Genomic DNA, 25,569 nt, shown 5'->3' on the forward strand with positions numbered 1-25,569 from the left:
CCGCTCCGCCCTCCCGCTCCCCCTCCCACCCCTCCCTCCCACGCGCCCCCCTTCGTCCCCCCACCGTCCGCCACCCCGCCACCCCTGCCGTCCGCCACCCCCCGGGTGCGAGGATGGGGCCAGGCCCCCGCGACGGCGCTGCGGGCCGACGAACCGAGGAGCGCAGTCATGGCCAAGCAGGCCCCGCAGAGCGACCCGGCGCAGGACGCCCCCCAGGTGTCCGCGCCCCAGCACGCGGCCGCCGGGCTGTCCGCCGTCGGCCACAGCCTGCGGATGGCCACCGAGCAGATGGGCCTGCGCCGCACCGCCGCCACCCTGCTCAAGGTCAACCAGCCCGACGGCTTCGACTGCCCCGGCTGCGCCTGGCCCGAGCCCGGCAAGACGCACACCGCCGAGTTCTGCGAGAACGGCGCCAAGGCCGTCGCCGAGGAGGCCACCGAGCGCCGGATCCGCGCCGAGTTCTTCGCCGCCCACCCGGTCGCCGAACTGGCCGAGCGCTCCGGCTACTGGCTCGGCCAGCAGGGCCGGCTCACCCAGCCGATGCTGCTGGAGGAGGGCGCCACCCACTACACGCCGGTCTCCTGGGACGACGCCTTCGCGCTGATCGCCGAGGAGCTGCGCGCCCTGGACACCCCGGACGGCGCCGCGTTCTACACCTCCGGCCGGACCAGCAACGAGGCCGCGTTCGCCTACCAGCTGTTCGCCCGCCGGCTGGGCACCAACAACCTGCCGGACTGCTCCAATATGTGCCACGAGTCCTCCGGCTCGGCGCTCACCGAGACGCTCGGCGTCGGCAAGGGCAGCGTCAGCCTCCAGGACCTCTACCAGGCCGACCTGATCATCGTGGCCGGCCAGAACCCCGGCACCAACCACCCCCGGATGCTCTCCGCCCTGGAGCGGGCCAAGCGGGCCGGCGCCACGATCGTCAGCGTCAACCCGCTGCCGGAGGCCGGCCTGGAGCGGTTCAAGAACCCGCAGCAGGCGCGCGGCCTGGTCGGCCACGGCACCAAGCTCACCGACCTCTTCCTGCAGATCCGGCTCGGCGGGGACCTCGCGCTCTTCCGCGCGCTGAACCAGCTGATCCTCGACAAGGACGCCGTCGACCACGCGTTCGTCGCCGAACACTGCCACGGCTTCGAGGAGTTCGCCGCCGAGGCCGCCGCCACCTCCCGCGAGGAGGTGCTGGCCGCCACCGGCCTGCCCTGGTCCCAGATCGAGGAGCTGGCCCGACTCGTCCTCGCGTCGAAGAAGGTCATCGTCTGCTGGGCGATGGGCCTGACCCAGCACAAGCACGCCGTGCCGACCATCCGCGAGGTGGTCAACTTCCTGCTGCTGCGCGGCAACGTCGGCCGCCCCGGCGCCGGCGTCTGCCCGGTGCGCGGGCACAGCAACGTCCAGGGCGACCGGACGATGGGCATCTTCGAACGGCCCTCCACCGCCTTCCTGGACGCGCTCGGCAAGGAGTTCTCCTTCGAGCCCCCGCGCGAGCACGGCCTGGACTCCGTCGACACCATCCGGGCGATGCGCGACGGCCGGGTCGGCGTCTTCTTCGCGATGGGCGGCAACTTCGTCGCCGCGACCCCCGACACCGAGGTCACCGAGGCGGCGATGCGCCGCTGCCGGCTCACCGTGCACGTCTCCACCAAGCTCAACCGCTCGCACGTGATCACCGGCGCCCGGGCGCTGATCCTGCCCACCCTCGGCCGCACCGACCGGGACGTCACCGCGCGCGGCGCCCAGTTCGTCAGCGTCGAGGACTCGATGGGCCAGGTGCACTCCTCGCGCGGCGGCCTGCGCCCGCCGGCCCCCGGCCTGCTCTCCGAGGTCGCGATCGTCTGCCGGCTCGCCCGCACCGTCCTCGGCCCGCAGGACACCGTGCCGTGGGAGGACTTCGCCGCCGACTACGACACCCTGCGCGACCGGATCGCCCGCGTCGTCCCGGGCTTCGCGGACTTCAACGACAAGGTCCGCCGCCCCGGCGGCTTCACCCTCCCGCACGGCCCGCGCGACTCCCGGACCTTCCCCACCGCGACCGGCAAGGCCAACTTCACGGTCAACCCGCTCACCGCCCCGGAGGTCCCGGAGGGCCGCCTGCTCCTCCAGACCCTCCGCTCGCACGACCAGTACAACACCACCATCTACGGCCTCGACGACCGCTACCGCGGCATCCTCGGCGGCCGCCGCGTCGTCCTGGTCAACCCGTCGGACGCGGACGCCTTCGGCCTCTCCGACGGCCAGTACGTCGACCTGGTCAGCGAGTGGACCGACGGCACCGAACGCCGCGCCCCGCACTTCCGCGTCGTCCACTACCCCGTCGCCCGCGGCGGCGCGGCCGCCTACTACCCCGAGACCAACGTCCTGGTCCCCCTGGACTCCACCGCCGACATCAGCAACACCCCCACCTCCAAGGCCATCGTCATCCGCTTCGAACCCGACACCGCCCCGACCGCCTGACCCACCCCCCGCGTGCACAGGAAGTCGGCGGATCCGACTTCCTGTGCGAGGGCGTGTCTGTCAGGCGGCCGGCCCGGAGGATCAGACCGCGTAGCAGGCGTGCGGAATGGCGCGCTGCCACACCGCCTCGAAGGCGGTGGAAACCAGCTTTACCGTGGCCGGATCCTCGCTGTACTCGTGGCCGGACCAGTTCCCGTCGCCGGTGAACCAGTGGAAGAGGACGAGGCGGTCGTCGATGAGCCAGAGATCATTGCCCGGCAGCGCGAGGTCGGAGGCAAGTCGGCGGGGCAGCCAGCGCACCTGCTCGCCGGCAGCGATGTTCACCGGGGTCAGGGCGTGCTCCCACCGGATGTAGTCGGTGACCGGCTCGGACACGATCCGGGCGCGGCGCATCACCACACCACGCGCGACCGTCTCCCGCACCAGGGGCACCCAACCGCTCCAGCCCTCCGAATCGGGGTCCAGGTCGACCGTGCCGGAACGCTTGAACTCCTCGAACTCCTCAGCCTCATCGGCCACTCCGTAGATGTCACGCATCTCCAGATGGACGGCCGTCCGCCGCGCCCCCTTCAGCAGAGCGGAAAAGTCCGGGATGCTCTGCGCCATCGCACGCCTTCCTCAAGCAAGCAGTTTCAGCACTCACAATCCTGTGCGGCAGGTGAGGCATCAAGGGCGCGCGGGCGCACACCGGCGGCCCCTTGCGGGAGCAAGGGGCCGCCGGAACGATTCGCTATGCGCCACTCGGCTAAGGCGTGCCTCTTTGATGCGTTGAGCAGTTGATCGGATGTGTCTGTCCGGTTGGTGATCAGTGATGCGATGTGGGGCCGGATCGAGCCGTTGATGCCGGCCGATCCGGTCCGTGGGCGGCGGTGGGCGGACCACCGCCGCACGTTGGAGGCGATCGCCTACCAGGCCGCGCTCCACCTCGCAGCCATCCTCATCTGGGCACGCAGATGACCAAAGAGACAGGCCTTAGACGGTGGTGATCTTCCCGCTGCAAATCCCGAACGGTTCAGCGGCGGTGGCGCTCCCGGGGCCGAAGGCGCGGTTCAGGGTCTGCGCGAACTCGTAGGTCAGGACCGTCTCGATGGGGAGGACGTTCACCTTCACCTTGGGCGGGACCACGGAGACGATGCTGGGGTCGAGGGCGTCGGACGCGTCCCTGAGGGTGTAGACGGGCATCCGGGTGCCCTCGATGTCGGCGGAGGTCTTCACCAGGAACTCGCCCTTGCCCACGGGGGCGCTGCCCTTGCCCTCGGAGATCTCGACGAAGTGCCCAGCGGCGTCCTTGAGCGTGAAGCCGCCCTTGAACGACCCCTCGACCGTGGCCGACCGCGCGAAGGAGATGGGATCGGGAGCCGTCAGATCGACGGTGACTGTGCCCTTGACGTCCGACACCTCGAAGGTGCGAGGTGCCCTCCCGGGTGTGGCGGGAGTGAAGGTGACGCCCTCTTTCACCCAGTCGAAGCTGCAGTCGCCCCTGCCTCGCGCAATCGTCAGGCTGACCGGCGCCTCGGCGAGGGCCACCCGGGCCACCAGCGCGGTGATGGCCAGGGCGCCGGCACCGGCAAGGAGCATGGACCTGCGCATCGTCATAACGGAACTCCGATCTTCCCGCTCACGTGGACCACCCCCGCGTCCACTCTTATGCGGCGCACCCTTCTTCACACCCCGTGGTCACCCGAACGAGGATCGACGACTCCGCGACTCGACCACCACGGCAGGCCCAGCGGCGACAGCCGTCATCAGCAGCCCACGACCACGCACCGCAGCGCCGGCCCGAACCCGCGCCGTCTAAGGCCTGTCTCTTTGGTCACCTGCGTGCCCAGATGAGGATGGCTGCGAGGTGGAGCGCGGCCTGGTAGGCGATCGCCTCCAACGTGCGGCGGTGGTCCGCCCACCGCTGCCCACGGACCGGATCGGCCGGCATCAACGGCTCGATCCGGCCCCACATCGCCTCACTGATCACCAACCGGACAGACACATCCGATCAACTGCTCAACGCATCAAAGAGACACGCCTTAGCGGGCCTGGGCGTCGAGCTCGCGCAGGAAGTCCACCAGGATCCGGGTGAACTGCTCCGGCTGCTCCATCGTCGGGTAGTGGGCGACGCCGTCCAGCCGCGTGCTGCGGCCGTTGGGGACGGCCTCCATCAGGGCGGTGACGGTGTCGAGGAGAGCGGGCACGTCGAGGGCGCCGTCGATGGACAGGACGGGGACGGTGATGTCCTTGGCCCGGGCGGCCAGGTCCTGGACCGGAACGCGGTGGTCCGGCTCGTCCGGGGTGTGCTTCATCAGGGTGCGCAGGGCCATCTCGCGCACGTGGGCCACGAGCGCCGGATCGACCTCGTCCATGCCGCGCTCCGGCCCCGCGATCCACTGCACGAAACCGTCGAGGTAACCGGCGAGGTCGCCGCCGGCGAGCGCCGCACCCTGCCGCTCGGCGACGGCGGTGGACCAGGCGTCGGTCAGGTCCGGCTCTCCCAGGCCGCGGCCGCTGACGACCAGGGCGCGGACCAGCCCGGGGTGCTCGACGACCGTGTCGATGCCGGTCATCCCGCCCATCGAGACGCCCACGAGCGCGGCCTGCCGCACCCCCAGGTGCCGCAGCAGGTCCGCGAGGTCGTCGGCCGGCCGGAACGGCTTGCTCGCGTTGGCGGAGCGGCCGTGGCCGCGGGCGTCGGGGGCGATGACCCGGTAGCCGAGGGCGGTGAGGCCCGGGATCAGGTTGTCGAACTGAGTGCTGTCCGCGTAGACGCTGTGCAGGAGCACCAGCGCCTCGCCGTCACGGGGCCCCTCGTCGCGGTAGGCGAGCAGGCCGTCGGCGGACTGGAAGGTCTCGAACGCGATCTCATTCATGACAACCAAGGTGTCATAAGTGGAGGGAGAATGGCAACCCGGTTGTCATGTGTTGTGAGACAGTGGTCCCGTGACCGAACCAGCCTCCGAGCCCCTCTCCCCCGACGAGCTGCCGGGACGCCTCATGGAAGTCTTCGCGCTCGTCGGCCCGCTCTACCGCCGCGTGCAGCGCCGGATCGAGCTGGACGCCGCCCAGGGCGTGTCCGTGGGCGTGCGCGCCGTGCTGGACCTGCTGCGCGAGAACGGCCCGATGACCGTGCCGCAGATGGGCCGGGCGCAGTCGCTGAGCCGCCAGTTCGTCCAGCGGATGGTCAACGACGCCGCCGCGGGAGGACTCGTCGAGAGCATCCCGAACCCCGCGCACCAGCGTTCGTCACTGATCCGCCTGACCGACGCCGGCCACGCGGCCATCACCGCCGTGACCACCCGCGAGCACGCCCTGCTGCGCCAGGCCGCCGGCGACCTGACTGATGCGGACGTCGCCACCTGCGTCCGGGTACTGGGCCGCATGCTGGAACTCTTCGACGACGTCGACGCGAACGCCGAGCCGCCCTGCTAGCCCCGACCACACACCGGTGGCCCCTTGCGGGAGCAAGGGGCCACCGGAACGCTTCGCTACACGCCGCCACCAAAGGCATCGAACTCGCCGGCCTTGATGGCACGGAGGAGGGAGGTGAACGCAGCACGGGTAGCGGGGAAGGCCATGTCGCCCTCATCGGACTCACGCAGGTCGATCAACCCGTCCCGCCGACAGATCTCCACACACGTGTCATGGGCGCCGGAGAAGCTGGACTTCTGCCACTTGGGGTTGAGCACGTCCGTCACACCCTTCGTTTCGAGCAGCGAAGTGTTTCGGTGGCCCCTTGCTGCACGCAAGCGGGACCGGATTCGCTACGCGGTGGCGCCGACGTGATCGAGCCCACCGACCTTGATGACGCCAAGGAGGCCGGCGAAGGCGGCCGGGGCAGCTTGGACTATGACGTAAGGGTCATCGGATTCGCGGAGCTCAACCAGCCCATTCACGGTGCGCATCTCGACGCAGGCGTTACTCGAGCCTGAGCAACTGGCCTTCTGCCACCTGGGATCGAACACGCCTGCCATGCGCTTCCTTCCACATGCCGGAGCCACTGGAGCTATAGCTGTAGGTGCGCCTGATGGCCCACCCCCTCGAATCGGACCATGCGGCGGGCCATCTGGACACTTCGCTATGCGCCGCCGGTTTCGTCTAGCTCGCCAGCCTTGATGGCGCGAAGGAGAGCGGTGAAGGCCGTTGGGGTGGTGCGGAGTATGACACCAGCATCGTCAGACTCTCGGAGCTCGACCAGGCTTTCGATCGCGCGTATCTCGATACAGGCGTTGTTCGCACCGGAGTGGCTGGCCTTCCGCCACGCGGAGCTACCCATGTTTGGCTTCCATTTCCTTCTGAATCGACCGGATGAAGGCTCGCGATTCGTCTTCGGAGAGGGCGACCCTCTCCATCTGGGCAAGGATCTCCCGGTAGCTTGCGAGCTGCGCCGGCGAGTCGAAGAGCAGGCAGCCGTGGCTCATGTCGATCTGGACGGTGTCCAGCTCAGGCACAAGGCCCTCTGCGAAGGTGAAGTTCTCGCTGGGACCAGGCAGCGACTCGACGTCGAACGGGACCACACGCACTGACACGTTCGAGCTCTCGGAGTCCTGGCGGAGAGCACCGAGCTGCTCGGCGAGGATCTCGGGGCCGCTGAACTGCATCCGTAGCGCGGCCTCGTGGATGAATGCCGAGTAGGGCACTGCGCCGGATCGAACGACTCGCTGGCGCCGCATCCGAAAGCCCATGCGGACATTGACCTCATGGTGAGGCAACGGGGGAATCGCGCGAGCGAATACCGAGTCGGCGTAGGCACTGGTCTGCAGCAGGCCGGGCATGAACGTGATCGTGTACGTGGACAGCCTCTCCGCGCGGCCTTCGATCTCGGCCAGATCGATCAGGTCTGCCGCAACAGTCTCCTGGTAGTCCTCCCACCACCCGCGGCCACGCTCTGCGATACCGCGAGCAAGGGCGTCGATGAGGGGTTGATTGGTGCACATGCAGGCCGCGGCAACGGTGCGAAGGCGCTCCGCACTGATGCCGATTCTCCCTGACTCCATCTGCGTCACCTGGGCGGGACTCATCCCAACGATGCGACCGAGCTGACTGCCGCCATATCCGGCCTGCTCCCGCATCCTCCGCAGCTCAGCGCCGAGTCGGCGCTGACGCAGTGTCGGACTGTGACGTGGCGGCATGGCTTCCTTCCGGGCAGAGAGCAGCTCTCAGTCTGCCGCGCGAGTGACGCGCTGGTCCATCAAAGCCGAGCGGTTACCACCATAGAGGGAAGATCCTACGGATATGGAAATTTGGATACTCCTATGCCGTATGGTCGATGTCACAGCGATCCGATGGATCGTCAGTAACGCTTGTTCCCTTGGGCGGTAGGCGCCTGCTGCCCTTTTGCACCGCAGAGCAACCAGTCCCGTCCTGGCCTGGCTCACGGTGGCGATCCGCTGAACGCTCCCCCTCCCCCTCCCTCCCCATGGAGGTCTGCCATGCGTGCCCTCAACCCGCCCGACTGGTCCGCCGCCCGTAGCGAGCTGCGCGCCCTCCTCCGCACCTTCTCCTGGTGCCCGGAGACCATCGCCGACGCCGAACTCGCCCTCCACGAGCTCTACTTCAACGCCTGGCGCCACGCCGGCTGCCAGGCCCCCCGCGTCATCCTCGTCCTCCAGCATCACACCCTCCGGGTCTCGGTCTGCGACGACAGCCCCACCCTCCCCGAGCCCCGCACCCCCGCCGACCCCTACGAGGTCTCCGGGCGCGGCCTCCACCTCGTCCGCGCCCTCACCCACCGCTTCGGCGCCGACGCCAACAAGAACGGCAAGGCCACCTGGTTCGAACTGGACACCACCGCGTGAACCACAACCCCATCACCCCCCACGACCACATCCTCCGCACCTACACGGAACCCGAGGTCACCGCCCTCCTCCGCGAACTCCACGAAATCGGCCGCCAGTTCGGCATCCAGTGGGGCTCCGCCGCCGTCAACGGCCACACCATCGAAGGCCGCCTCCTCATCGACTTCGGCCACGCCTCCGTCGCCACCCTCCTCAACCTCCTCACCCTCCTCCGCGAAACCGCCCGCCGATGACCAACTTCCTCATCGGCACCGCCTTCGCCGTCCTCCTCACCCTCGCCATCGCCACCGTCGTCACCGGTGTGATCACCGCCCTCAAGGTCGGCCCGCCGCCTCCGTCGATCACCCGCCACGGACGCTGGGAACTGCGCCAACTCCCCGACGGCACCACCGAGTACACCTGGATCGCCCGCCAGGCCGGTCACTTCAGCCCCGAAACCAACCCCGACAACCGGAAACCGCACGGCCGCCACCGCGTAGCCCGCTGAGTCGCGGAGTAGGAAGTCGGCCCCGCCGACTTCCTACGTCACACATGGGCGAGCAGATCGTGGAGCGGCGCGGGCACCCGGTCGAGGTCGAGGGCCTCGACCAGGACGCGGCCGTAGCGGATCTTGCGGCCCTTCTTGGTGCCGAGGAACCGCCGCATCCGCTGCTCCGGGGACCGGTCCTGCTGGGCGGGCTGGCGACCGAAGATCCGCCAGGCCGGGAGGTCGCCCTCAGCTCGGACGACTTCCTCGACCCGTTCGACACCCAGCGCGCGGATGAGCTCGTCCTCCAGGTCCGTCGCGCAGACGAAGACCCCCTCGCGCGGCGCGCGGGCCCGTTCGAGCCCCCGGTCGTAGTAGCCCTGTTCGCCCTCGTCGCACAGCCCGGCGAGGCGCAGGCCCAGCCCCGGCGGCCCGAGCAGACCGGCGTAGCGGCCGACGTTCATCGCGCCGCCCATCGGGATGACGCACACCCCCTCGGCGGGCAGGTCCCGGCCGCGGCGCGCGGCCAGCGCCTCGACGGCCGCGAGGTCGCTCGGCCCTTCCAGCAGCACCGCGGTCCGCACCCTCAACTGCCCGGCCAACTCGCCCGCCGGCCCGCCGGAACCGCCCGCCGCCCAGTCGGCGACCGCGTCCCGGAACGCTCCCATGTCCGTCATGCCGCCGATTCTGCGCCCGCCCGGGCGCCGGTGGCAGGGATTTTCCGCCCGGACCACGCCCCGGGGACGGCCGCGGAGTGGGAAGTCGGACTCGCCGACTTCCCACTCCGCTTCCCCGCGGCTAGAAGCAGGAGGCGGGCGATCCGCTGCATCCCTCCGGCGTGCCGGGGGACTCGGGAGCGGCGACGGGCGCCGTCGGGTAGGCCGGCGCCGACCGGGCGCCGCCGTCCGCTGCCGCGTTCGCGAGTGCCAGGCCGCCGCCGAGCACCCCCAGCCCGATCGCCGCCACGACGATTGCCATCCGCTTGAGCACGATGTCCTCCGATGCCTCGAAAGGGGTCAGTGCCCACAGTGGACCGCTCGCGCGTAGACATCCCGTCTACGGCACCCCGGGCCGAGCACCACCTCGATGCCACCGGCCGGCTCCGCATGATCCGGGTGGCCCTCGCTCGATCCGAGCGAGGGCCACCCGTCTGCTCCGTCCCGCTCTGGCCGCGCGGAGTAGGAAGTCGGATCCGCCGACTTCCTACTCCGGTGCGGACGTACGGAAGCCCGGCTCGGTGCTCCACCCGAACGCGGGCATCGCTTGCAGCAGGGCAAGGCGCAGCGGCGAGGCGCAGCCGCTTCGTCCCGCCCTGGCTGCGCGGAGTAGGAAGTCGGATCCGCCGACTTCCTACTCCGGTGTGGACGTACCGAAGCCCGGCTCGGTGCTCCACCCGAACGCGGGCATCGCTTGCAGCACAGCCCGAAGCCGCCCAGGGCGCAGCCCGGGCGGCTTCGGGGTGGGTCAGTTCTGGGTGGGCGGGATGGTGCCGGTGGTGGTGGCCGAGGCAGTGCCCGAGGCAGTGGCGGAGTTGGAGGCACTGGGTGCGCCGGTGCCGGTGGGGGTGCCCGTCGGGGTGCCGGTGGGCGTGGGCATGGCGGTGGCCTCGGGCGTGCCGGTCGGCGTACCCGTCGGGGTGCCGGTGGGCGTGCCGGTCGGGGTGCCCGTGGGCGTACCCGTCGGGGTCGAGGTCGGCGTGCCGGTCGGGGTGCCCGTCGGAGTTCCGGTGGGCGTGCCCGTGGGCGTCCCCGTCGGGGTGCCCGTGGCGGACGGCTCGGGCGTGCCCGTCGGGGTGGTGCCGGTGGCGGACGGCTCGGGGGTGCCCGGGGTCGGCGTCCCCGGCGCCGGGGTGCCCGGGGTCACCGGGACGACCGGCGGCGGCACCGGCGTGCCCGGCGGGATCGGCGGCAGGTTGAGCGGGCTCGGCGCGATCGGCGTGACCGCGTCCCACCCGGCCGGCAGGTCCGGGACCTTCCAGCTGCCGCCGGCCTCGTCGGCCGCCCCGCTCGGGTCCGGGCGGACCGCGCCGAGGATCGGGTTGGCCCCGATCGGCCCGACCTTGACGTACGAGCCCGGCCGCGGCGCGTGGACGACCAGCCCGCCGCCGATGTACATCGCGACGTGGGTGGCGCCCTCGAAGTAGATGATCAGGTCGCCGGGCCGCAGCTGGTTCAGCGGGACGTGCTGGAGCTGGGCCCACTGCTCCTGGCTGGTGCGCGGGATCGGCTTGCCGGCGTGCAGCCAGGCCTGGGAGGTGAGCCCGGAGCAGTCGAAGACGTCCGGACCGGCGCCGCCCCAGACGTACGGCTTGCCCAGCTGGGCCAGCGCGTAGGCGACGGCGGCGCGGCCGGCCAGCGACGGGGTGCGCTCGCCCTGGCCGAGGACGCCGGAGGCGAGGAAGGCGAGCTGGGCCTCGTCGGCCTTGGCCTTCTCGACCTTCTCCAGCTCCGCGCGCTGGGCGCCGGTGAGCGAGGAGACCAGCTGCTCGACGGAGGCGAGGTCGGTGGCGACCTTGGCCTTGGCGGTCTCCTGCTGGGTGACCAGGGTCTGCGAGGTGGCGAGCGCCTCCTCGGTCTGCTTCTTCAGCCCGGTGAGCGCGTCGCGGTCGGCGGTCAGCTTGTTGAGGAACTCGGACTGCGAGCGGCTGGCGGTGGCGAGCAGCTCGGCGATGGTGACCGCCTCGTACGGGTCCTTGGAGAGCAGCAGCTCGGCGTAGGCGGAGGCGGCGCCGTTGCGGTACTGGGCGGCGGCGAGCTGGGCGGCGATGTCGGTGCCGGCGTCGACCTGCTTCTGCTGGCGCTCCAGCCGGGACTTGAGGTCGGCGGCCGTGGCCTGCTGTTCGGCGACCTTGGCGACGGCCGCGTTGTACTGCTCGGTGGCGGCCTCGGCACCCTGGTAGAGCGTGTGCAGCTGGTCGAGCAGCGGGCCGAGGGTGGCCTTGGCGGCGGCGAGCGGGTCACCGGCCGTGGGGTCGGCGACGGGCGCGCCGGGGGCGGTGGCGCCGGGGGCCGGCGCCGGCTCGGCCCAGGCCGCCTGGCCGCCCAGCGGCAGGGCGAGGGCGGCGGCCGCCAGGACGGCGCCGCAGCGCAGCGCGGCCCGCACCCAGGCGGGTCGTCCGGCCGTCGGCCTCCACGTGTCCGCCTGCTTCGTACGCTGTGCCGCCCCGACCATGAGTCCGGTCCTCCCCGTCCGCCCGCGCTCCGGGGTCCCCGGATCTCCGGGAATCCTGCCATGGGTTACTCGCGGGAAACAGACCGCACCCGTACGGCTCGATGAATTCTTCGGCTCGACCCGGCCCCGGCCTGCGGCGCGGCTGTGAGGCAGGTCTCAACAAATCGGACGAAGCAGGATGCTTCTCCACTAATGTCCAGCTCAGCACGGTGGACGCCACCTGTCGGCAAGCTCCCGGCAACCCCTCCGACATCCCCCGAACCACGATTCCGACGCCAGTTCACCTTCCGTTCATCCAGCGTCCCTACCGTCGCGCACGACACCAACGTCAGTGCGACAACTACGACGATTGTTTGGGTATGGAACACATCTCGTTCCTGGTGGCCGTTGTGATCATCACGGCGCTCGCCTTCGACTTCACCAACGGGTTCCACGACACCGCCAACGCGATGGCCACCTCCATCGCGACGGGAGCCCTCCGGCCGAAGGTCGCGGTCACCATCGCGGCCGTCCTGAACTTCGCGGGCGCCTTCCTCTCCGTGAAGGTCGCCACCACCATCTCCGGCGGCATCGTCAACGAGAAGGCCGGTATCCATCCGGAGATCATCTTCGCCGCACTGGTCGGTGCCATCCTCTGGAACCTGCTGACCTGGCTGCGCGGTCTCCCGTCGAGCTCCTCGCACGCGCTCTACGGCGGCCTGATCGGCGCCACCGTGGTCGGCGTCGGTGTCAACGGCGTCAACTTCGACACCGTCGTCAGCAAGATCCTCATCCCGGCCGTCGCCTCCCCGCTGGTGGCCGGCCTGGCCGCGTGGGGCGCCACCAAGCTGGCCTTCGCGATCACCCGCAAGAGCGACGGCAAGACCGTCAGCAAGGGCTTCAAGACCGGCCAGGTCTTCTCCTCCTCGCTGATCTCGCTGGCGCACGGCACCAACGACGCCCAGAAGACGATGGGCATCATCACCCTGACCCTGGTCTCGGTCGGCGCCCTGCCGAAGGGCGCACTGCCCCCCACCTGGGTCATCGTCTCGGCCGGCGCCGCGATCGCGATCGGCACCTACATGGGCGGCTGGCGGATCATCCGCTCGATGGGCAAGGGCCTCGCGGACATCACCCCGCGCCAGGGCTTCGCCTCCGAGTCGGCGGCGGCGACGGTCATCCTGACCTCCTCGCACATGGGCTTCGGCCTCTCCACCACCCAGGTCTGCTCCGGCGGCATCATGGGCGCCGGCCTCGGCGGCCCGAAGGGCGAGCTGCGCTGGAGCCTGGTCCGCCGCATGGTCTACACCTGGGGCCTGACCCTGCCCGCCGCCGCCACGGTCGGCGGCCTGGCGGCCTTCCTGGCCGAGCAGGGCACCTGGGGCGTCATCCTGGTCGGTGCCGTCCTGGTGGCCGGCTCGGGCGCGATGTGGATCATCTCGCGCCGTCAGCCGGTCGGCGCGGACAACGTCAACGACGTCGACGCCGACGTCACCCCGGTCGAGGTCGGCCCGGCCGGCACGCCCACCACCCCGACCCCCGCCTCGACCACGGTCGCGGCCTGACCGCCGCCGACTGAGGAGCAACACCCATGCACATCAAGTGGAACGCCCTGGCCCAGACCGCCGGTGTCAGCTTCGGCGTCACCGTCGCCGTGGTCGTCGTCTTCGCCCTGGGCATCCTGGCCCTCTCCCGCCGCGAGGCGACGCTCACCGCGCGCCGTGAGGCGGCCGGCCCGGACGCCCCGGTGTCCGGCGGCACGCTGGCCCTGGCCGGCGCGTACGCCTGCTTCGCGGTCTGCGGCGCGGCCGTGCTCTACGGACTGTCGCTGATCGCGGGCCGGTAGTCCCCGGTACCGAACGGAGGGCCGGGAGTGGTGATCCACTCCCGGCCCTCCGTCGTCGTACGCCCGGACGGGACTCAGTCCTGGCCGGTGCGCAGCTCCGTCTCGCGGATGAACAGCACCGTGACGAAGGCCAGCAGCGCGAACGGCGCGGCGACCAGGAACACCACCCCGACCCCGTGCCCGAAGGCGTCGGTGACCAGCGGCACCAGCGGCGCGGGCAGCTTGTGCAGGTCCGGGATGCCGCCGCCGACCGCGCCGCCGACCGCCGGGACATGCGCGGCGGCCAGGTTCTCGGTCAGGTAGTGGCCGACCCGGTTCGCCATCAGCGCGCCGAGCGCGGAGACGCCCATCGCGCCGCCCATGGTGCGGAAGAAGGTGACCACCGAGCTGGCGGCGCCGAGCTCGGCGCGCGGCACGGTGTTCTGGACGGCGAGGACGAGGTTCTGCATGGTCAGGCCGAGGCCGATCCCGGTGACCGCCATGTAGACCGCGAGCAGGCCGTAGGAGGTGTCGGCGCGGGCGGTGCCGAGCAGGCCGAAGCCGACGGCGAGCAGCAGGGTGCCCGCCACCAGGAAGCCCTTCCACTTGCCGTACTTGGTGATCAGCTTGCCCGCGACGGTGGAGGAGAGGGCCAGGCCGAGGATCATCGGCAGGGTCATCAGGCCGGCCACGGTCGGGGACTTCTCCCGGGCCAGCTGGAAGTACTGGCTGAGGAAGGTGGTCGCGCCGTACATCCCGATGCCGACCAGGACGCTGGCCACGGCGGCCAGCGTGACGGTGCGGTGCCGGAACAGGTGCGGCGGGATGATCGGCTCGGCGGCGCGGTGCTCGACCACGACGGCGAGCGCGCCGAGCAGCAGGCCGCCGCCGACCATCGCCGCGGTCTGCCAGGAGAGCCAGGCGTAGTTCTTGCCGGCCAGGGTGATCCAGATCATCAGCAGGCTGACCGCGCCGGTGATCAGCAGCGCGCCGAGGTAGTCGATCCGCACCGGCCGCCTGACCACCGGCAGCTTGAGGGTGCGCTGCAGCACCAGGATCGCGGCCAGCGCGAACGGGATGCCGACGTAGAAGCACCAGCGCCAGCCGAGCCAGGAGGTGTCGACGATGACGCCGCCGATCAGCGGGCCGCCGATGGTGGCGAGGGCGAAGACGGCGCCGAAGTAGCCGCTGTAGCGGCCGCGCTCGCGCGGCGGGACCATCGCGGCCAGGCAGATCTGGGCGAGCGCGGTGACGCCGCCGGCGCCGATGCCCTGGAGGGCGCGGCAGGCGATCAGCTGGCCGGTGTTCTGGGAGAGGCCGGCCAGCGCGGAGGAGGCGATGTAGATCACCAGCGCGATCTGCAGCAGCAGCTTCTTGCTGGCGAGGTCGGAGAGCTTGCCCCAGATCGGGGTCGAGGCGGTCAGGGTGAGCAGGGTGGCGGTGATCACCCAGGTGTAGGCGGACTGGCCGCCGTGCAGGTCGGTGAGGATCCGCGGCAGGGCGTTGGAGACGACGGTCGACGAGAGCACGGCGACGAAGAGGCCGAGCAGCAGGCCGGAGAGCGCCTCCATCACCTGCCGGTGCGTCATCGGGCGGTCGGCGTCGGCGTCGGTGGCGGCTCCGGTCGAGGCAGGTGCGGTGACGGTCATCGAGATCCTTCGAATAGTTGCCTGAAGCAACCATAGGCCGAGATGGTTGACTTGGGCAACATTCGTCAAGAACAAGTAAAGCCCGGACCGATCCCGGCCCGGGCCCTCGCGCACACTCGCCAGGCACTCGCCAGGCACTCGCCAGGCGCCCGTCAGGCACCCGTCAGGCGCCCGGCGCGGACGCCTCCCCCACCACGTCGTTGAAGCGGTGCAGCAGCTCGGCGAAGCGGAGCACGTCCTCCTGCGGCCAGTCGGCCATCAGCTCCCGGACCCGGCCCAGCCGGGCCTCCTGCGCCACCAGGAACCGCCGCCGGCCGTCCTCGGTGAGCGAGACCAGCGCCGACCGGCGGTCCAGCGGGTCCACCTCGCGGGCCAGCAGGCCCAGCTCCTCCAGCGCCCGGATCTGCCGGCTGATCGTCGCCTTGCCGACCGCGAAGTGCAGCCCGACGTCGGTCACCCGCACCGGCCCGGCCTGCTCGACGTAGCCCAGCAGGCTGTACGCCATGCCCTCCAGCTGCGGGTGGACCCGCCGGGACAGCTCCGCCACCCGGGCCCGGCCGCGCCGGAACAGCACCCCGACCTCGCGTTCCACCGCCCGCAGGGGCTCCTCGCCCTCGTTCTCCGCACTCACCGCGCCAGTATCCCGCAGCACACCGGGGCCCCGGTTCGGCGCCGGAGGAGGCTCCGTCGGCGCGGGAGAAACCTCCGCGAAACTAGTTCATGCTATTAAGTATCCGGTTTCCCCCGATACGCAAGGAGATGTGGATGACCGCCCCAGGGCAGGGAGCAGGGCCGGCCGCGGCGCCCGAGCAGGCACCCGACCAGGCACCGAGGAAGGGCCTCGCCGCCGAACTGAAGAACGCGGTCACCCCGCGCGCCGCCCTGCTGGTGATCGGCGTGCTGCTGCTCCAGCTCGGCTTCGTCACCTCGTACGTGGGCGCGCTGCACCACCCGACCCCGCACGAGCTGTCGATCGCGGTGGTCGCCCCGCCGCAGGTCGCCCCCAAGCTGGTCCAGGGCCTGGAGTCGGTCCCGAACGAGGCCGTGAAGGCCGTCACCGCGCCGGACGCGGAGACCGCCACCCAGCAGCTCAAGGACCAGAAGATCTACGCCGCGCTGGTGGTGAACCCCACCGCGACCGAGGACGTGCTGCTGGTCGCCAACGCGCGCGGGCCGTCCGCCGCCCGGGCCGCCGAGGCGATCGTCACCGGCCTGGAGAAGACCCAGGGCCGCACCGTCAAGGTCGAGGACGTCGTGCCGCTCGCCAAGGGCGACGCCAACGGGCTCTCCTCCTTCTACCTGGTGATCGGCTGGTGCGTCGGCGGCTACCTGGTCGCCTCGATCCTCGGCGTCAGCGCCGGGGCCAAGCCGGCCAACCTGCACCGGCTGCTGATCCGGCTCGGCACCCTCGCGCTCTACTCGCTCGCGGCCGGCGTCGGCGGTTCGATCATCGTCAAGTCGGTGCTGGACGCGCTGCCCGGCTCGTTCTGGGCGATGTCCGCGGTCGGCGCGCTGGTGGTCTTCTCGGTCGGCGCGTTCACCATGGCGCTGCAGTGCCTGTTCGACGTGATCGGCATCGGCGTCGCCGTGCTGATCTTCGTGGTGCTCGGCAACCCGAGCGCGGGCGGGGTCTTCCCGCCGCCGATGATGCCGCCGTTCTGGCGGGCGATCGGTGCCTGGTTCCCGAACGGGGCCGGTACCGACGCGGCCCGCTCGATCGCCTACTTCGACGGCTCCCGCCTGACCCAGCCGCTGCTGGTGCTGCTGGTCTGGGCCCTGGTCGGCGTCGGCGTCGCGTTCGCCGCGGTGCTCGGCCGGCCCTCGCACGTCAAGCGCGAACTGGTCCAGGAGTAGTCCCGGGGAGGGTGGGCCGGGGACGCCCCCGGCTCACCCCTCCAACCGGCCCGGATCGGCCAGCACCGACCGGACCACGCCGACCGCGGCGCCCAGCAGGGGGCCGCGGCGGCCCAGCCGGGAGACCGTCAGCCGCTCGTCCGACCAGGGGCGCACGGTCACCCGGGCGGCCAGCTCGGCCCGCATCGCCGGCAGCAGCCAGGGCGCCAGCTGGGCGTAGCCGCCGCCCAGCACCACCTCGGCCGGGTCCAGCAGGTTGACCGCCCCGGACGCGGCGATGCCCAGCGCGGCCCCGGCCCCGGCCAGCGCGGACCGCACCTCCTCGTCCCCGGCCCCGGCCCGCTCGGCCAGCAGCGCCACCCAGTCGCCCCGGATGCCCTCCAGGCCGGCCGCGCGCAGCACCGCCGCCTCCCCCGCGTACTGCTCCAGGCAGCCGCGCGCCCCGCAGGCGCAGCGCGGCCCGTCCGGGCGCACCGGGACGTGGCCCAGTTCGCCCGCGTAGCCGCGCGCGCCGCGCAGCAGCCGGCCGCCGACCACGATCGCCGAGCCCACCCCGGCCTCGGCGGAGACGTGCAGGAAGTGGTCCGGGCCGCCGCCCAGCCAGAGCTCGGCGAGCCCGCCGAGGTTGGCCTCGTTGTCGGTGCGCAGCGGCAGCTCGGCCAGCTCGCCCGCGCCGGCCACGCGCAGCGCGAGCCGCAGTTCGCTGCCGACCGGCACCTCCTGCCAGCCCAGGTTGGCGGCCCGCTGGAGCACCGTGCCGTCGGTGCCGACCAGTCCGGGCACCGCCAGGGTCAGCCCGGCCGGGCGCAGTCCGGCCTCGGCGGCGGCCCGGCGGAGCAGTTCCGCCAGGTCGGCCATGACGGCGGCGGGCCGGCGGCCCCGGTTGCGGATCTCCTGACGGCGCCAGGCCCGGACCTCGCCGCGCAGGTCGACCACGCAGGCGCCCAGGTGCTCCACCCCGATCTCGGCGCCGAGGCCGCCGGGGCCGTCCGGGTTGAGGCCGAGCGCGGTGCCGGGGCGGCCGACCTTGCCGCTGGGCGCGGCCGGGCCCTCCTCGACGACCAGTCCGGCGGCGATCAGCTCCTCGGCCAGCGAGGAGACGGCGGCCCTGGTCAGTCCGGTCTCGGCGGCCACCTCGGCGCGCGAGCGCGGGGAGCGCGCGATGACGCCGAGCACCAGCGCCAGGTTGGCCCGGCGCATGCCCTGCTGGCTGGCGGGCCCGGGCCGGAGGCCGTCCGTCTCGTGCATCGCCCTCACCCCGCTCCGGCTTCCGCTGACCCTGCGAGCCTAGGGCCTGCCTTCGGGCCCCCGCCCGCCGAGCCGCCGCTCAGGGCTGCTCCACCCGGGTGAAGACCCAGCGCTGCATGGCCCAGAACCGGAACAGCATCGCCACGAAGGTGCCCAGCACCATGCCGCTGAGGAAGTCCGCCAGCTCCTGGGTGAACGGGCTGACCCAGGGCTCGCGCAGGTTCAGCAGGTAGCGGGAGGCGATCAGCGGCAGGTCGTTGACGCCGATCGCGACGGCGCTCACCAGCAGGAACAGCAGCGCCTCGCGCTGGCGCCCGGTGGCCCGGAAGGACCACCGGCGGTTGAGCACGTAGGAGACGGCGGTCCCGGCCACCGTCGCGAAGGTGAGCGCCAGCACCGGCTTACCGTCCAGCACGGTGAGCCGCAGCCCGTAGTTGATCAGCAGGGTCAGCGCGAAGCAGCCGTTGCCGACCAGCAGGAACTTCACCAGCCGCCGGTGCCGGACCAGCGCCGGGCGCAGCCGGGCCGGCACCCGGGCCAGGAGGCGCTGTGTGAGGGACGGCATCCTCGCAGTCTGGCACCGGGCCCCGCCCGCCCGCCTCCGGGCGGGGCCCGGCACGCGCGAGGGGCTCCCCGCCCGGCGAAACGGCCGGGCGGGGAGCCCCTCGTACCCGCCTCCGGTCAGGCGGCGGCGACCAGCAGCTCGGCCGGCTCCAGGGCCAGCTTGAGCACCTCCCGGACGTCCGAGACCGGGTGGACGGTCAGCCGCTCCAGCACCTCGGCCGGGACGTCGTCCAGGTCGGCCTCGTTCCGCTTGGGGATGATCACCGTGCCGACCCCGGCCCGGTCGGCGGCGAGCAGCTTCTGCTTCACCCCGCCGATCGGCAGCACCCGCCCGGTCAGCGACACCTCGCCGGTCATCGCCACGTCGGTGCGCACCTTGCGGCCGGAGAGCAGCGAGGCCAGCGCCGTGGTCATGGTGATGCCGGCGCTCGGCCCGTCCTTGGGGACGGCCCCGGCCGGGACGTGCAGGTGCACGCCGCGGTCGCGCAGCGAGGTGACCGGCAGCTCCAGCTCGGCGCCGCGCGAGCGCAGGTAGGAGAGCGCGATGTGCGCGGACTCCTTCATGACGTCGCCCAGCTGGCCGGTCAGGGTGAGCCCGGTGCCGCCGGTCTCGGCGTCGGCGAGCGAGGCCTCGATGTAGAGGACGTCGCCGCCGGCCCCGGTGACCGCCAGGCCGGTGGCCACGCCGGGGACGGCGGTGCGCCGCTCGGCCGGTTCCTGGGCGGCCTCGGGGACGTGGTGCGGCCGGCCGATCAGGGCGCGCAGGTCGTCGGCGCCGATCGCGGCGGGCAGCTCCCGCTCGCCCAGCTCGCTCTGCGCGGCGATCTTGCGCAGCACCCGGGCGATCGAGCGTTCGAGGGTGCGGACGCCGGCCTCGCGGGTGTACTCGCCGGCGAGCCTGCGCAGCGCCGGCTCGTCGATCGCCGCTTCGTCCGGCCGCAGGCCGGCCTTCTCCAGCTGGCGCGGGAGCAGGTGGTCGCGGGCGATGACGACCTTCTCGTCCTCGGTGTAGCCGTCGAGCCGGACCAGCTCCATCCGGTCGAGCAGCGGCTCGGGGATGGCCTCCAGCACGTTGGCGGTGGCGAGGAAGACCACGTCGGAGAGGTCCAGCTCGACCTCCAGGTAGTGGTCGCGGAAGGTGTGGTTCTGCGCCGGGTCGAGCACCTCCAGCAGGGCGGCGGACGGGTCGCCCCGGTAGTCGGCGCCGACCTTGTCGATCTCGTCGAGCAGGACGACCGGGTTCATCGAGCCGGCCTCCTTGATCGCGCGGACGATCCGGCCGGGCAGCGCGCCGACGTAGGTGCGCCGGTGGCCGCGGATCTCCGCCTCGTCGCGGACGCCGCCGAGCGCGACCCGGACGAACTCGCGGCCCATGGCGCGGGCCACCGACTCGCCGAGCGAGGTCTTGCCGACGCCGGGCGGGCCGACCAGGGCCAGCACCGCACCGCCCGCCCGGCGACCGCCGCCCGCCTGCCGCCCGTCCTGCTGCCCGCCGACCGGCCCGAGCCCCCGCTCGGCCCGGCGCTTGCGGACGGCGAGGTACTCGACGATCCGGTCCTTCACGTCGGCCAGGCCGGCGTGGTCGGCGTCCAGCACGGCGCGGGCGCCGGCGATGTCGTAGGCGTCCTCGGTGCGGGTGTTCCAGGGCAGCTCCAGGACGGTGTCCAGCCAGGTGCGGATCCAGGAGCCCTCGGGCGACTGGTCGCTGGCCCGCTCCAGCTTGTCGACCTCCTTGAGGGCGGCCTCGCGGACCTTCCCCGGCAGGTCGGCGGCCTCGACCCGGGCGCGGTAGTCGCCCTCCTCGTCGGCCGGGTCGCCGTTCAGCTCGGCCAGCTCCTTGCGGACGGCCTCCAGCTGACGGCGGAGCAGGAACTCCTTCTGCTGCTTGGCGACGCCCTCCTCGACGTCCTTGCGGATGGTGTCGTTGACCTCCTCCTCGGCGAGGTGGTCGCGGAGCAGGTTGAGCGCGTACTCCAGTCGGGCGACCTGGTCGGCCTCCAGCAGCACCTTGAGCTTCTGCTCGGCGGTGGCGAAGGGCGCGTAGCCGATGTTGTCGGCGAGCTCGCCGACGCCCTCGATGGCGGCCACCCGGTCGACGACCTGCCAGGCGCCGCGCTTGCGCAGCCACTGGGTGGAGAGGTTCTTGTACTCCTTGACCAGCTCGGCGGCGCGGCCGGCCACCGGGGTGCCGACCGAGGACTCCCGGAACGGCGTGGTCTCGACCCAGAGCGCGGCGCCGGGCCCGGTGGTCCCGACGCCGATCCGGACCCGGCGCACCGCGCGGACCAGCGCGGCCGGCTGCCCGATCGAGTTGGGGCCGTCGGCCAGCCGGCCGACCTGTTCGACGGTGGCGAGGGTGCCGACCGCCGCGTACGAGCCGTCCACCCGCGGGACCAGCAGGACCTGGGGCTTGCCGGCCCCGGTGGCCGCGGCGCGCGCGGCCTCGACGGCGGCGCGGACCTCGGTGTCCTTCAGGTCCAGCGGGACGACCATGCCCGGGAGCACGACCTCGTCGTCGAGCGGCAGCACGGGCAGGGTGAGCGGTGTGGACGTCGATGCCATGATCTCTCCCCGGTCAGTGAACTTGAGTCGACCTGACTAAGGCTTCCGGAGCGCCGGATGTTCCCCGGCCCTTGTTCGCCGTGAGCGAACAGGGTGGGGCGTGGAGGGGTCCGTCAAAAACGGCCGGAACGCAGGACGGCGGGCACCGGAGCGGCCTCGGGGAGCTCGACGGCCACCTCGACCGCCGCCTCGACCCGACCGCGGCCCGGCCGGTGGCCGTCCCAGCGGCGCAGCCGGCGCCAGAGCGCCACCCCGACCAGCAGCGCGACCGGGTGGCCGACGGCGGTGACCAGGTCCCGGTCGGTGGCGATCTGGTCGGCGATCAGCGCCGCGGCCAGCCCGAGCGCGAGCAGCCGCCCGCGCGGGCGGAGCAGCCCGGCCAGCGCGCCGAGGCTGGCCAGCACGCCGTAGCTGACCCCGATGTCCAGGTAGTCCATCGCGGCCGGCTCCAGCCGCCCGGTCTCCACCGCGACGATCACCACGCCCTGGGAGAGCAGGGTGGCGGTGGCGTGCCCGGCCGCGAAGACCAGCGCCGCCCGGGCGGCCCCGACCCGGCGCTCCAGCGGGGCGACGGTGAACGCGAAGGCCCACAGGTAGGGCATCCAGACCGGGCCGGCCACCCAGAAGCCGCTGAGCAGCAGCGCGCGCAGCGGGTGCTGCAGCAGGTTGTGGCCGTCGGAGCTGGAGGCCTCCTGGAGGCGGAGCACCAGCTCGGGATCGGCGAGCCCGGCGAAGGTGGTGGTGGCGCCGACCACGGCGAGGTAGCCGAGCGCGAAGGGATTGCGGCGCGGCGTGGGCACCCGGGCCAGCACCCAGCCGGCCAGGCCGGTCCGCAGGCCGAGCCGGAGCATCCCGTACGGCGGCCCGCCGCGCCCGGCGTACACCTGCCGCTCCGTCATGCCGCCTCCGCTCCACCGCCCGCAGCCGTCGACCCCCGTCCGCTGCCAACGTACCGGCGCGCGCCGGAAATCCCACGCCGGTGACTTGTCGTGGCCACGTTACGTCCGGACCCTGGGAGCCAGCTGGGAGAACGCCGTGAGGATTCCGGACCGCCGACCCTCGGAATTGGTCCAGACCATCTCTCCCATTACGCGCGAGTAGCGCCCCTGACCGGCGACTTGGCGTCAACTCATCTGCATACGTACCGTTACGGAGTGAAAAATCGCCGGGTAAGGTATCGGCCCGTGCCCACTTCCCAGTGGGCCCGACAACCGGCCCGGAAAGCCGGAGCACGGGCCGGAAATGTCCGGTCCACCTGCCGGGAATCACCCGCTGTCCGTACGCTGCGAAGTGCACGGAAGAGGTGAGCGGGTCGACACCCGCTTTCCGAGGCCGCGCGCACGACGGGACGGCGGACCCGGCACAGTCCACGACGGAACAAGACTACGAGCGGAGCCTTCGCCATCCCCACAGGTGGCCGGCCCGCAGCCCTGGGGGCGGTGGCGTGACCGTGACAGAAATTCAGCAGGACAACCAGAACAATGGCGGCACGGTGAGCAGCCAGCGCAGAGTGCTGGTGGTGGAGGACGAGCCCACGATCGCCGAGTCGATCGCGGCCCGGCTGGGCGCGGAGGGCTTCAAGGTCGCCGTGGCCCACGACGGCCCGGGCGCCGTCGACGGCTTCCACACCTGGCAGCCGGACCTCGTCGTCCTCGACATCATGCTGCCCGGCTTCGACGGGCTGGAGGTGTGCCGCCGGATCCAGGCCCAGCGCCCGGTTCCGGTCCTGATGCTCACCGCGCGGGACGACGAGACGGACCTGCTGGTCGGCCTCGGCGTCGGCGCCGACGACTACATGACCAAGCCCTTCTCCATGCGCGAACTGGCCGCCCGGGTCAACGTGCTGCTGCGCCGCGTCGAGCGCGCCCAGCAGGCGGCCCGCACGCCCGCGCTGGGCTCGCTGCGCTTCGGCGAGCTGGAGATCGACCACGTGCAGCGCCGGGTCCGGCTGGCCTCGGGCGACGTCCACCTGACGCCGACCGAGTTCGACCTGCTCGCCTGCCTGGCCGCCCAGCCGCGGGCGGTGCTCACCCGTGAGCAGCTGCTGGCCGAGGTGTGGGACTGGACCGACGCGTCCGGCACCCGCACCGTCGACAGCCACGTCAAGGCGCTGCGCCGGAAGATCGGCGCCAGCTGGATCCGCACCGTGCACGGTGTCGGATACGCGTTGGAGGCCCCGCTGTCGTAGCGGCGTACCTTCGGAACACCGGGCCGCCGGGGGGCCCGTGTACCGAACCGCCGTGCACCGCCACGCGGGAACCAAAGGGACCAATGACCTTTCCACAGCAACGCAACGGGGACATCGACGGCAGGCCGCCCACCCTGGCAGCCCGCGCCGCGAAACGGGTCTGGGCCGACATCCGGCCGCTCGACCCGGTCCGCTCCATCAAGGGCAAACTCGCCCTCCTGGTGATCGTCTCGGTCTTCCTGGCCACCGGCATGGTGGTCGTGGCGATCCGGTCCGAGACCCAGATCCGGATCATCATGATCTTCTCGATGATCGCCTCCCTGCTCTTCATGCAGTTCCTCGCGCACGGGCTGACCGCCCCGCTGCGCGACATGACCGCCGCCGCCCGCGCGATGGCCTCCGGCGACTACAGCCGCCGGGTCGAGGTGAACTCGCGCGACGAGATCGGCGAGCTGGCCGCGACCTTCAACCAGATGGCGGCCGATCTCGGGGCCGCCGACCGGCACCGCCGCGAGCTGGTCGCCAACGTCTCGCACGAGCTGCGCACGCCGATCGCGGCGCTGCGCGCCGTGCTGGAGAACGTGGTCGACGGTGTGGTCCAGCCGAACCCGGCGACCCTGGGTGCCGCGCTGGAGCAGACCGAACGGCTCGGCCGGCTGGTCACCCACCTGCTCGACCTGTCGAAGATCGACGACGGCGTGGTCGACCTGGACACCCGCCCGTTCGAGGTGCGCGAGTTCCTGGACGGCGTGCTGCGCGGGGTCACCGTGGACGGCGCCACCGCCGGCGGGGCCTTCTCCCGCCGCGGCGACGTCCGGCTCGCGCTGGAGGTCAGCCCGGTCGGCCTGACCGGCGTCGCCGACCCGGAACGGCTCCACCAGGTGGTCGCCAACCTGGTCGACAACGCCTGCAAGCACTCCCCGCCCGGCGGCACCGTGACGGTCCGCGCCCGGCCCGGCGACGGGCCCGGCGCCCTGCTGCTGGAGGTCGAGGACCAGGGACCGGGCATCCCGCCGGCGGACCGGAGCCGGGTCTTCGAGCGGTTCAGCCGCAGCGGCACCGCCACCGCCTCCGGATCGGGTGCCGACGGCGGCACCGGCCTGGGCCTGGCCATCGCCCGCTGGGCGGTGGACCTGCACGGCGGGCGGATCGAGGTCGCGGAGGCGGAACGCGGCTGCCGGATCGAGGTCCGGCTGCCCGGCCCGCCGCGCTGAGCGCTGCGGATGTCACAGAAGCGATACAGATGGTGCCGGGGCCAACCATTCCGATTTGTCCGTTTTGGAATGGTTTGTTGGCTGATCGAACCCGGTCGGTTCCCCTCCCATCCGGGTTTCTAACGCACATTTTCAGCCAAACCGCAGGTCAGGACTGTGATCTGGGCGACGCCTGAGCCCCGGGGACTGCGCGATCACTGGTCAGAGGCGTAGCCTTAATCCCCGCTGTCCAAACATCCCAAAAGGAAGCGGAAGAGGGCGGTTGCCGCCGTGTCGCCACAGTCCCCTGAACACCCCAACAGCTCGGCAAGCTCCACTGGCTTCGGCCCCAACGAGTGGCTCGTCGACGAGATCTACCAGCAGTACCTCCAGGACCCGAACTCGGTCGACCGAGCCTGGTGGGACTTTTTCGCCGACTACAAGCCCGGTACCGAGGTGACCCCAGTGACCCAGGCCGCGACCCAGGTCGGCGCTACGCCGGCCCCCGCCGCCGCCCCCGCGCCCGCCGCTGCCGTTCCGGCCGCCCAGGCCCCCGCCGCTCCACCGCCTCGCGCACCACCCGCGTCACCCGCACCGAACGCACCTCACGCACCGAACGCACCTCACGCACCG

The 25,569-nt window shown here is 72.1% G+C and carries 27 protein-coding genes and 2 pseudogenes; 12 read left to right on the forward strand and 17 right to left on the reverse strand.

Annotated elements, in window-relative coordinates; genetic code table 11:
- The first annotated feature begins 168 nt into the window (after positions 1-168).
- The gene (locus AB0N76_RS33725; RefSeq protein ID WP_363563788.1) at positions 169-2,454 is read left to right on the forward strand and encodes an FdhF/YdeP family oxidoreductase; all 2,286 of its coding nucleotides are present in this window, start codon (positions 169-171) and stop codon (positions 2,452-2,454) included.
- A gap of 81 nt (positions 2,455-2,535) precedes the next feature.
- On the opposite strand, the gene AB0N76_RS33730 is transcribed toward AB0N76_RS33725, so the two are convergent.
- The gene (locus tag AB0N76_RS33730) at positions 2,536-3,060 is read right to left on the reverse strand and encodes a DUF6879 family protein (RefSeq protein ID WP_363563790.1); all 525 of its coding nucleotides are present in this window, start codon (positions 3,058-3,060) and stop codon (positions 2,536-2,538) included.
- A gap of 180 nt (positions 3,061-3,240) precedes the next feature.
- On the opposite strand from AB0N76_RS33730, the pseudogene AB0N76_RS33735 reads away from it, so the two are divergent.
- A pseudogene (locus tag AB0N76_RS33735) lies at positions 3,241-3,366 on the forward strand (IS5/IS1182 family transposase); the annotation flags it as partial.
- 60 nt (positions 3,367-3,426) lie between these two features.
- On the opposite strand, the gene AB0N76_RS33740 reads toward AB0N76_RS33735, so the two are convergent.
- From AB0N76_RS33740 to AB0N76_RS33750, 3 genes and pseudogenes are all read right to left on the reverse strand, one after another.
- Positions 3,427-4,050: a hypothetical protein gene (locus AB0N76_RS33740; RefSeq protein WP_363563792.1), complete on the reverse strand. Its 624-nt coding sequence runs from the start codon at positions 4,048-4,050 to the stop codon at positions 3,427-3,429.
- Positions 4,051-4,312: 262 nt separating this feature from the next.
- Positions 4,313-4,438 (reverse strand): annotated as a pseudogene (locus AB0N76_RS33745) (IS5/IS1182 family transposase); the annotation flags it as partial.
- Positions 4,439-4,475: 37 nt separating this feature from the next.
- On the reverse strand, positions 4,476-5,312 hold the full coding sequence (locus AB0N76_RS33750) for an alpha/beta hydrolase (protein ID WP_363563794.1): 837 nt from the start codon (positions 5,310-5,312) through the stop codon (positions 4,476-4,478).
- A 124-nt stretch (positions 5,313-5,436) separates the two neighbouring features.
- On the opposite strand from AB0N76_RS33750, the gene AB0N76_RS33755 reads away from it, so the two are divergent.
- Complete coding sequence (locus tag AB0N76_RS33755) at positions 5,437-5,871, forward strand: MarR family transcriptional regulator (protein ID WP_363563838.1); 435 nt, start codon at positions 5,437-5,439, stop codon at positions 5,869-5,871.
- A 56-nt stretch (positions 5,872-5,927) separates the two neighbouring features.
- Here AB0N76_RS33755 and AB0N76_RS33760 read toward each other — a convergent pair whose 3' ends face one another.
- The 4 genes from AB0N76_RS33760 to AB0N76_RS33775 all read right to left on the reverse strand — a co-directional run bounded on the left by AB0N76_RS33760 (position 5,928) and on the right by AB0N76_RS33775 (position 7,571).
- A complete protein-coding gene (locus AB0N76_RS33760) occupies positions 5,928-6,128 on the reverse strand; it encodes a DUF397 domain-containing protein (protein ID WP_363563796.1) in 201 nt (66 codons plus the stop codon).
- A 75-nt stretch (positions 6,129-6,203) separates the two neighbouring features.
- Positions 6,204-6,413: a DUF397 domain-containing protein gene (locus AB0N76_RS33765; protein ID WP_363563798.1), complete on the reverse strand. Its 210-nt coding sequence runs from the start codon at positions 6,411-6,413 to the stop codon at positions 6,204-6,206.
- A gap of 104 nt (positions 6,414-6,517) precedes the next feature.
- On the reverse strand, positions 6,518-6,715 hold the full coding sequence (locus tag AB0N76_RS33770) for a DUF397 domain-containing protein (protein WP_363563800.1): 198 nt from the start codon (positions 6,713-6,715) through the stop codon (positions 6,518-6,520).
- Positions 6,708-7,571, reverse strand: a complete 864-nt coding sequence (locus AB0N76_RS33775; RefSeq protein ID WP_363563802.1) for a helix-turn-helix transcriptional regulator — start codon at positions 7,569-7,571, stop codon at positions 6,708-6,710. The genes AB0N76_RS33770 and AB0N76_RS33775 overlap by 8 nt, the downstream gene beginning before the upstream one ends.
- Positions 7,572-7,871: 300 nt before the next feature.
- Between AB0N76_RS33775 and AB0N76_RS33780 the strand changes: the two genes are divergently transcribed.
- Genes AB0N76_RS33780 through AB0N76_RS33790 form a run of 3 tightly spaced genes read left to right on the forward strand, consistent with a single transcriptional unit; the run spans position 7,872 to position 8,724 of the window.
- The gene (locus AB0N76_RS33780; RefSeq protein WP_363563804.1) at positions 7,872-8,237 is read left to right on the forward strand and encodes an ATP-binding protein; all 366 of its coding nucleotides are present in this window, start codon (positions 7,872-7,874) and stop codon (positions 8,235-8,237) included.
- Positions 8,234-8,470, forward strand: coding sequence for a hypothetical protein (locus AB0N76_RS33785; protein ID WP_363563806.1), 237 nt, complete (start codon positions 8,234-8,236; stop codon positions 8,468-8,470). The genes AB0N76_RS33780 and AB0N76_RS33785 overlap by 4 nt, the downstream gene beginning before the upstream one ends.
- Complete coding sequence (locus AB0N76_RS33790; RefSeq protein ID WP_363563808.1) at positions 8,467-8,724, forward strand: hypothetical protein; 258 nt, start codon at positions 8,467-8,469, stop codon at positions 8,722-8,724. Before AB0N76_RS33785 ends, AB0N76_RS33790 begins: the two co-directional genes overlap by 4 nt.
- Positions 8,725-8,762: 38 nt before the next feature.
- On the opposite strand, the gene AB0N76_RS33795 is transcribed toward AB0N76_RS33790, so the two are convergent.
- The 3 genes from AB0N76_RS33795 to AB0N76_RS33805 all read right to left on the reverse strand — a co-directional run bounded on the left by AB0N76_RS33795 (position 8,763) and on the right by AB0N76_RS33805 (position 11,874).
- Positions 8,763-9,380 (reverse strand): TOPRIM nucleotidyl transferase/hydrolase domain-containing protein, encoded by a 618-nt coding sequence (locus tag AB0N76_RS33795; protein WP_363563810.1) that lies wholly within the window; start codon positions 9,378-9,380, stop codon positions 8,763-8,765.
- A 121-nt stretch (positions 9,381-9,501) separates the two neighbouring features.
- Positions 9,502-9,681: a hypothetical protein gene (locus AB0N76_RS33800; RefSeq protein ID WP_363563812.1), complete on the reverse strand. Its 180-nt coding sequence runs from the start codon at positions 9,679-9,681 to the stop codon at positions 9,502-9,504.
- A gap of 486 nt (positions 9,682-10,167) precedes the next feature.
- Positions 10,168-11,874, reverse strand: a complete 1,707-nt coding sequence (locus tag AB0N76_RS33805; RefSeq protein ID WP_363563814.1) for an NlpC/P60 family protein — start codon at positions 11,872-11,874, stop codon at positions 10,168-10,170.
- Positions 11,875-12,233: 359 nt separating this feature from the next.
- Between AB0N76_RS33805 and AB0N76_RS33810 the strand changes: the two genes are divergently transcribed.
- Together AB0N76_RS33810 and AB0N76_RS33815 are read left to right on the forward strand one after the other, a co-directional pair.
- Positions 12,234-13,418 carry an inorganic phosphate transporter gene (locus tag AB0N76_RS33810; protein ID WP_363563816.1) on the forward strand — a complete coding sequence of 395 codons (1,185 nt, stop codon included), beginning with the start codon at positions 12,234-12,236 and terminating at the stop codon, positions 13,416-13,418.
- A gap of 26 nt (positions 13,419-13,444) precedes the next feature.
- Positions 13,445-13,699, forward strand: a complete 255-nt coding sequence (locus AB0N76_RS33815) for a hypothetical protein (protein WP_363563818.1) — start codon at positions 13,445-13,447, stop codon at positions 13,697-13,699.
- 74 nt (positions 13,700-13,773) lie between these two features.
- Here AB0N76_RS33815 and AB0N76_RS33820 read toward each other — a convergent pair whose 3' ends face one another.
- Positions 13,774-15,465, reverse strand: a complete 1,692-nt coding sequence (locus AB0N76_RS33820) for an MDR family MFS transporter (protein WP_363563820.1) — start codon at positions 15,463-15,465, stop codon at positions 13,774-13,776.
- Positions 15,466-15,490: 25 nt separating this feature from the next.
- Entirely contained in the window at positions 15,491-15,958 is a 468-nt protein-coding gene (locus tag AB0N76_RS33825) for a MarR family transcriptional regulator (protein WP_363563822.1), read from the reverse strand.
- A gap of 134 nt (positions 15,959-16,092) precedes the next feature.
- Here AB0N76_RS33825 and AB0N76_RS33830 point away from each other — a divergent pair, with 134 nt between their 5' ends.
- On the forward strand, positions 16,093-17,181 hold the full coding sequence (locus AB0N76_RS33830) for an ABC transporter permease (RefSeq protein ID WP_363563824.1): 1,089 nt from the start codon (positions 16,093-16,095) through the stop codon (positions 17,179-17,181).
- A 33-nt stretch (positions 17,182-17,214) separates the two neighbouring features.
- Here the strand turns inward: AB0N76_RS33830 and AB0N76_RS33835 are convergent, their stop codons facing one another.
- The 4 genes from AB0N76_RS33835 to AB0N76_RS33850 form a co-directional block, all read right to left on the reverse strand.
- Positions 17,215-18,429 (reverse strand): ROK family transcriptional regulator, encoded by a 1,215-nt coding sequence (locus tag AB0N76_RS33835; protein ID WP_363563826.1) that lies wholly within the window; start codon positions 18,427-18,429, stop codon positions 17,215-17,217.
- Positions 18,430-18,508: 79 nt separating this feature from the next.
- Positions 18,509-18,994 carry a GtrA family protein gene (locus tag AB0N76_RS33840; protein ID WP_363563828.1) on the reverse strand — a complete coding sequence of 162 codons (486 nt, stop codon included), beginning with the start codon at positions 18,992-18,994 and terminating at the stop codon, positions 18,509-18,511.
- Between the two features lie 116 nt (positions 18,995-19,110).
- On the reverse strand, positions 19,111-21,555 hold the full coding sequence (gene lon, locus AB0N76_RS33845; RefSeq protein ID WP_363563830.1) for an endopeptidase La: 2,445 nt from the start codon (positions 21,553-21,555) through the stop codon (positions 19,111-19,113).
- A 113-nt stretch (positions 21,556-21,668) separates the two neighbouring features.
- Positions 21,669-22,454 (reverse strand): rhomboid-like protein, encoded by a 786-nt coding sequence (locus tag AB0N76_RS33850; RefSeq protein ID WP_363563832.1) that lies wholly within the window; start codon positions 22,452-22,454, stop codon positions 21,669-21,671.
- Positions 22,455-23,005: 551 nt separating this feature from the next.
- Between AB0N76_RS33850 and AB0N76_RS33855 the strand changes: the two genes are divergently transcribed.
- From AB0N76_RS33855 to AB0N76_RS33865, 3 genes are all read left to right on the forward strand, one after another.
- Complete coding sequence (locus tag AB0N76_RS33855) at positions 23,006-23,743, forward strand: response regulator transcription factor (RefSeq protein ID WP_327680600.1); 738 nt, start codon at positions 23,006-23,008, stop codon at positions 23,741-23,743.
- An 83-nt stretch (positions 23,744-23,826) separates the two neighbouring features.
- Positions 23,827-24,957: an ATP-binding protein gene (locus tag AB0N76_RS33860; RefSeq protein WP_363563834.1), complete on the forward strand. Its 1,131-nt coding sequence runs from the start codon at positions 23,827-23,829 to the stop codon at positions 24,955-24,957.
- Positions 24,958-25,227: 270 nt separating this feature from the next.
- The coding region (locus tag AB0N76_RS33865) for a hypothetical protein (RefSeq protein ID WP_363563836.1) at positions 25,228-25,569 on the forward strand (342 nt) is incomplete at its 3' end.

It is taken from the genome of Kitasatospora sp. NPDC093806 (assembly GCF_040683335.1).
Classification (GTDB): Bacteria; Actinomycetota; Actinomycetes; order Streptomycetales; family Streptomycetaceae; genus Kitasatospora.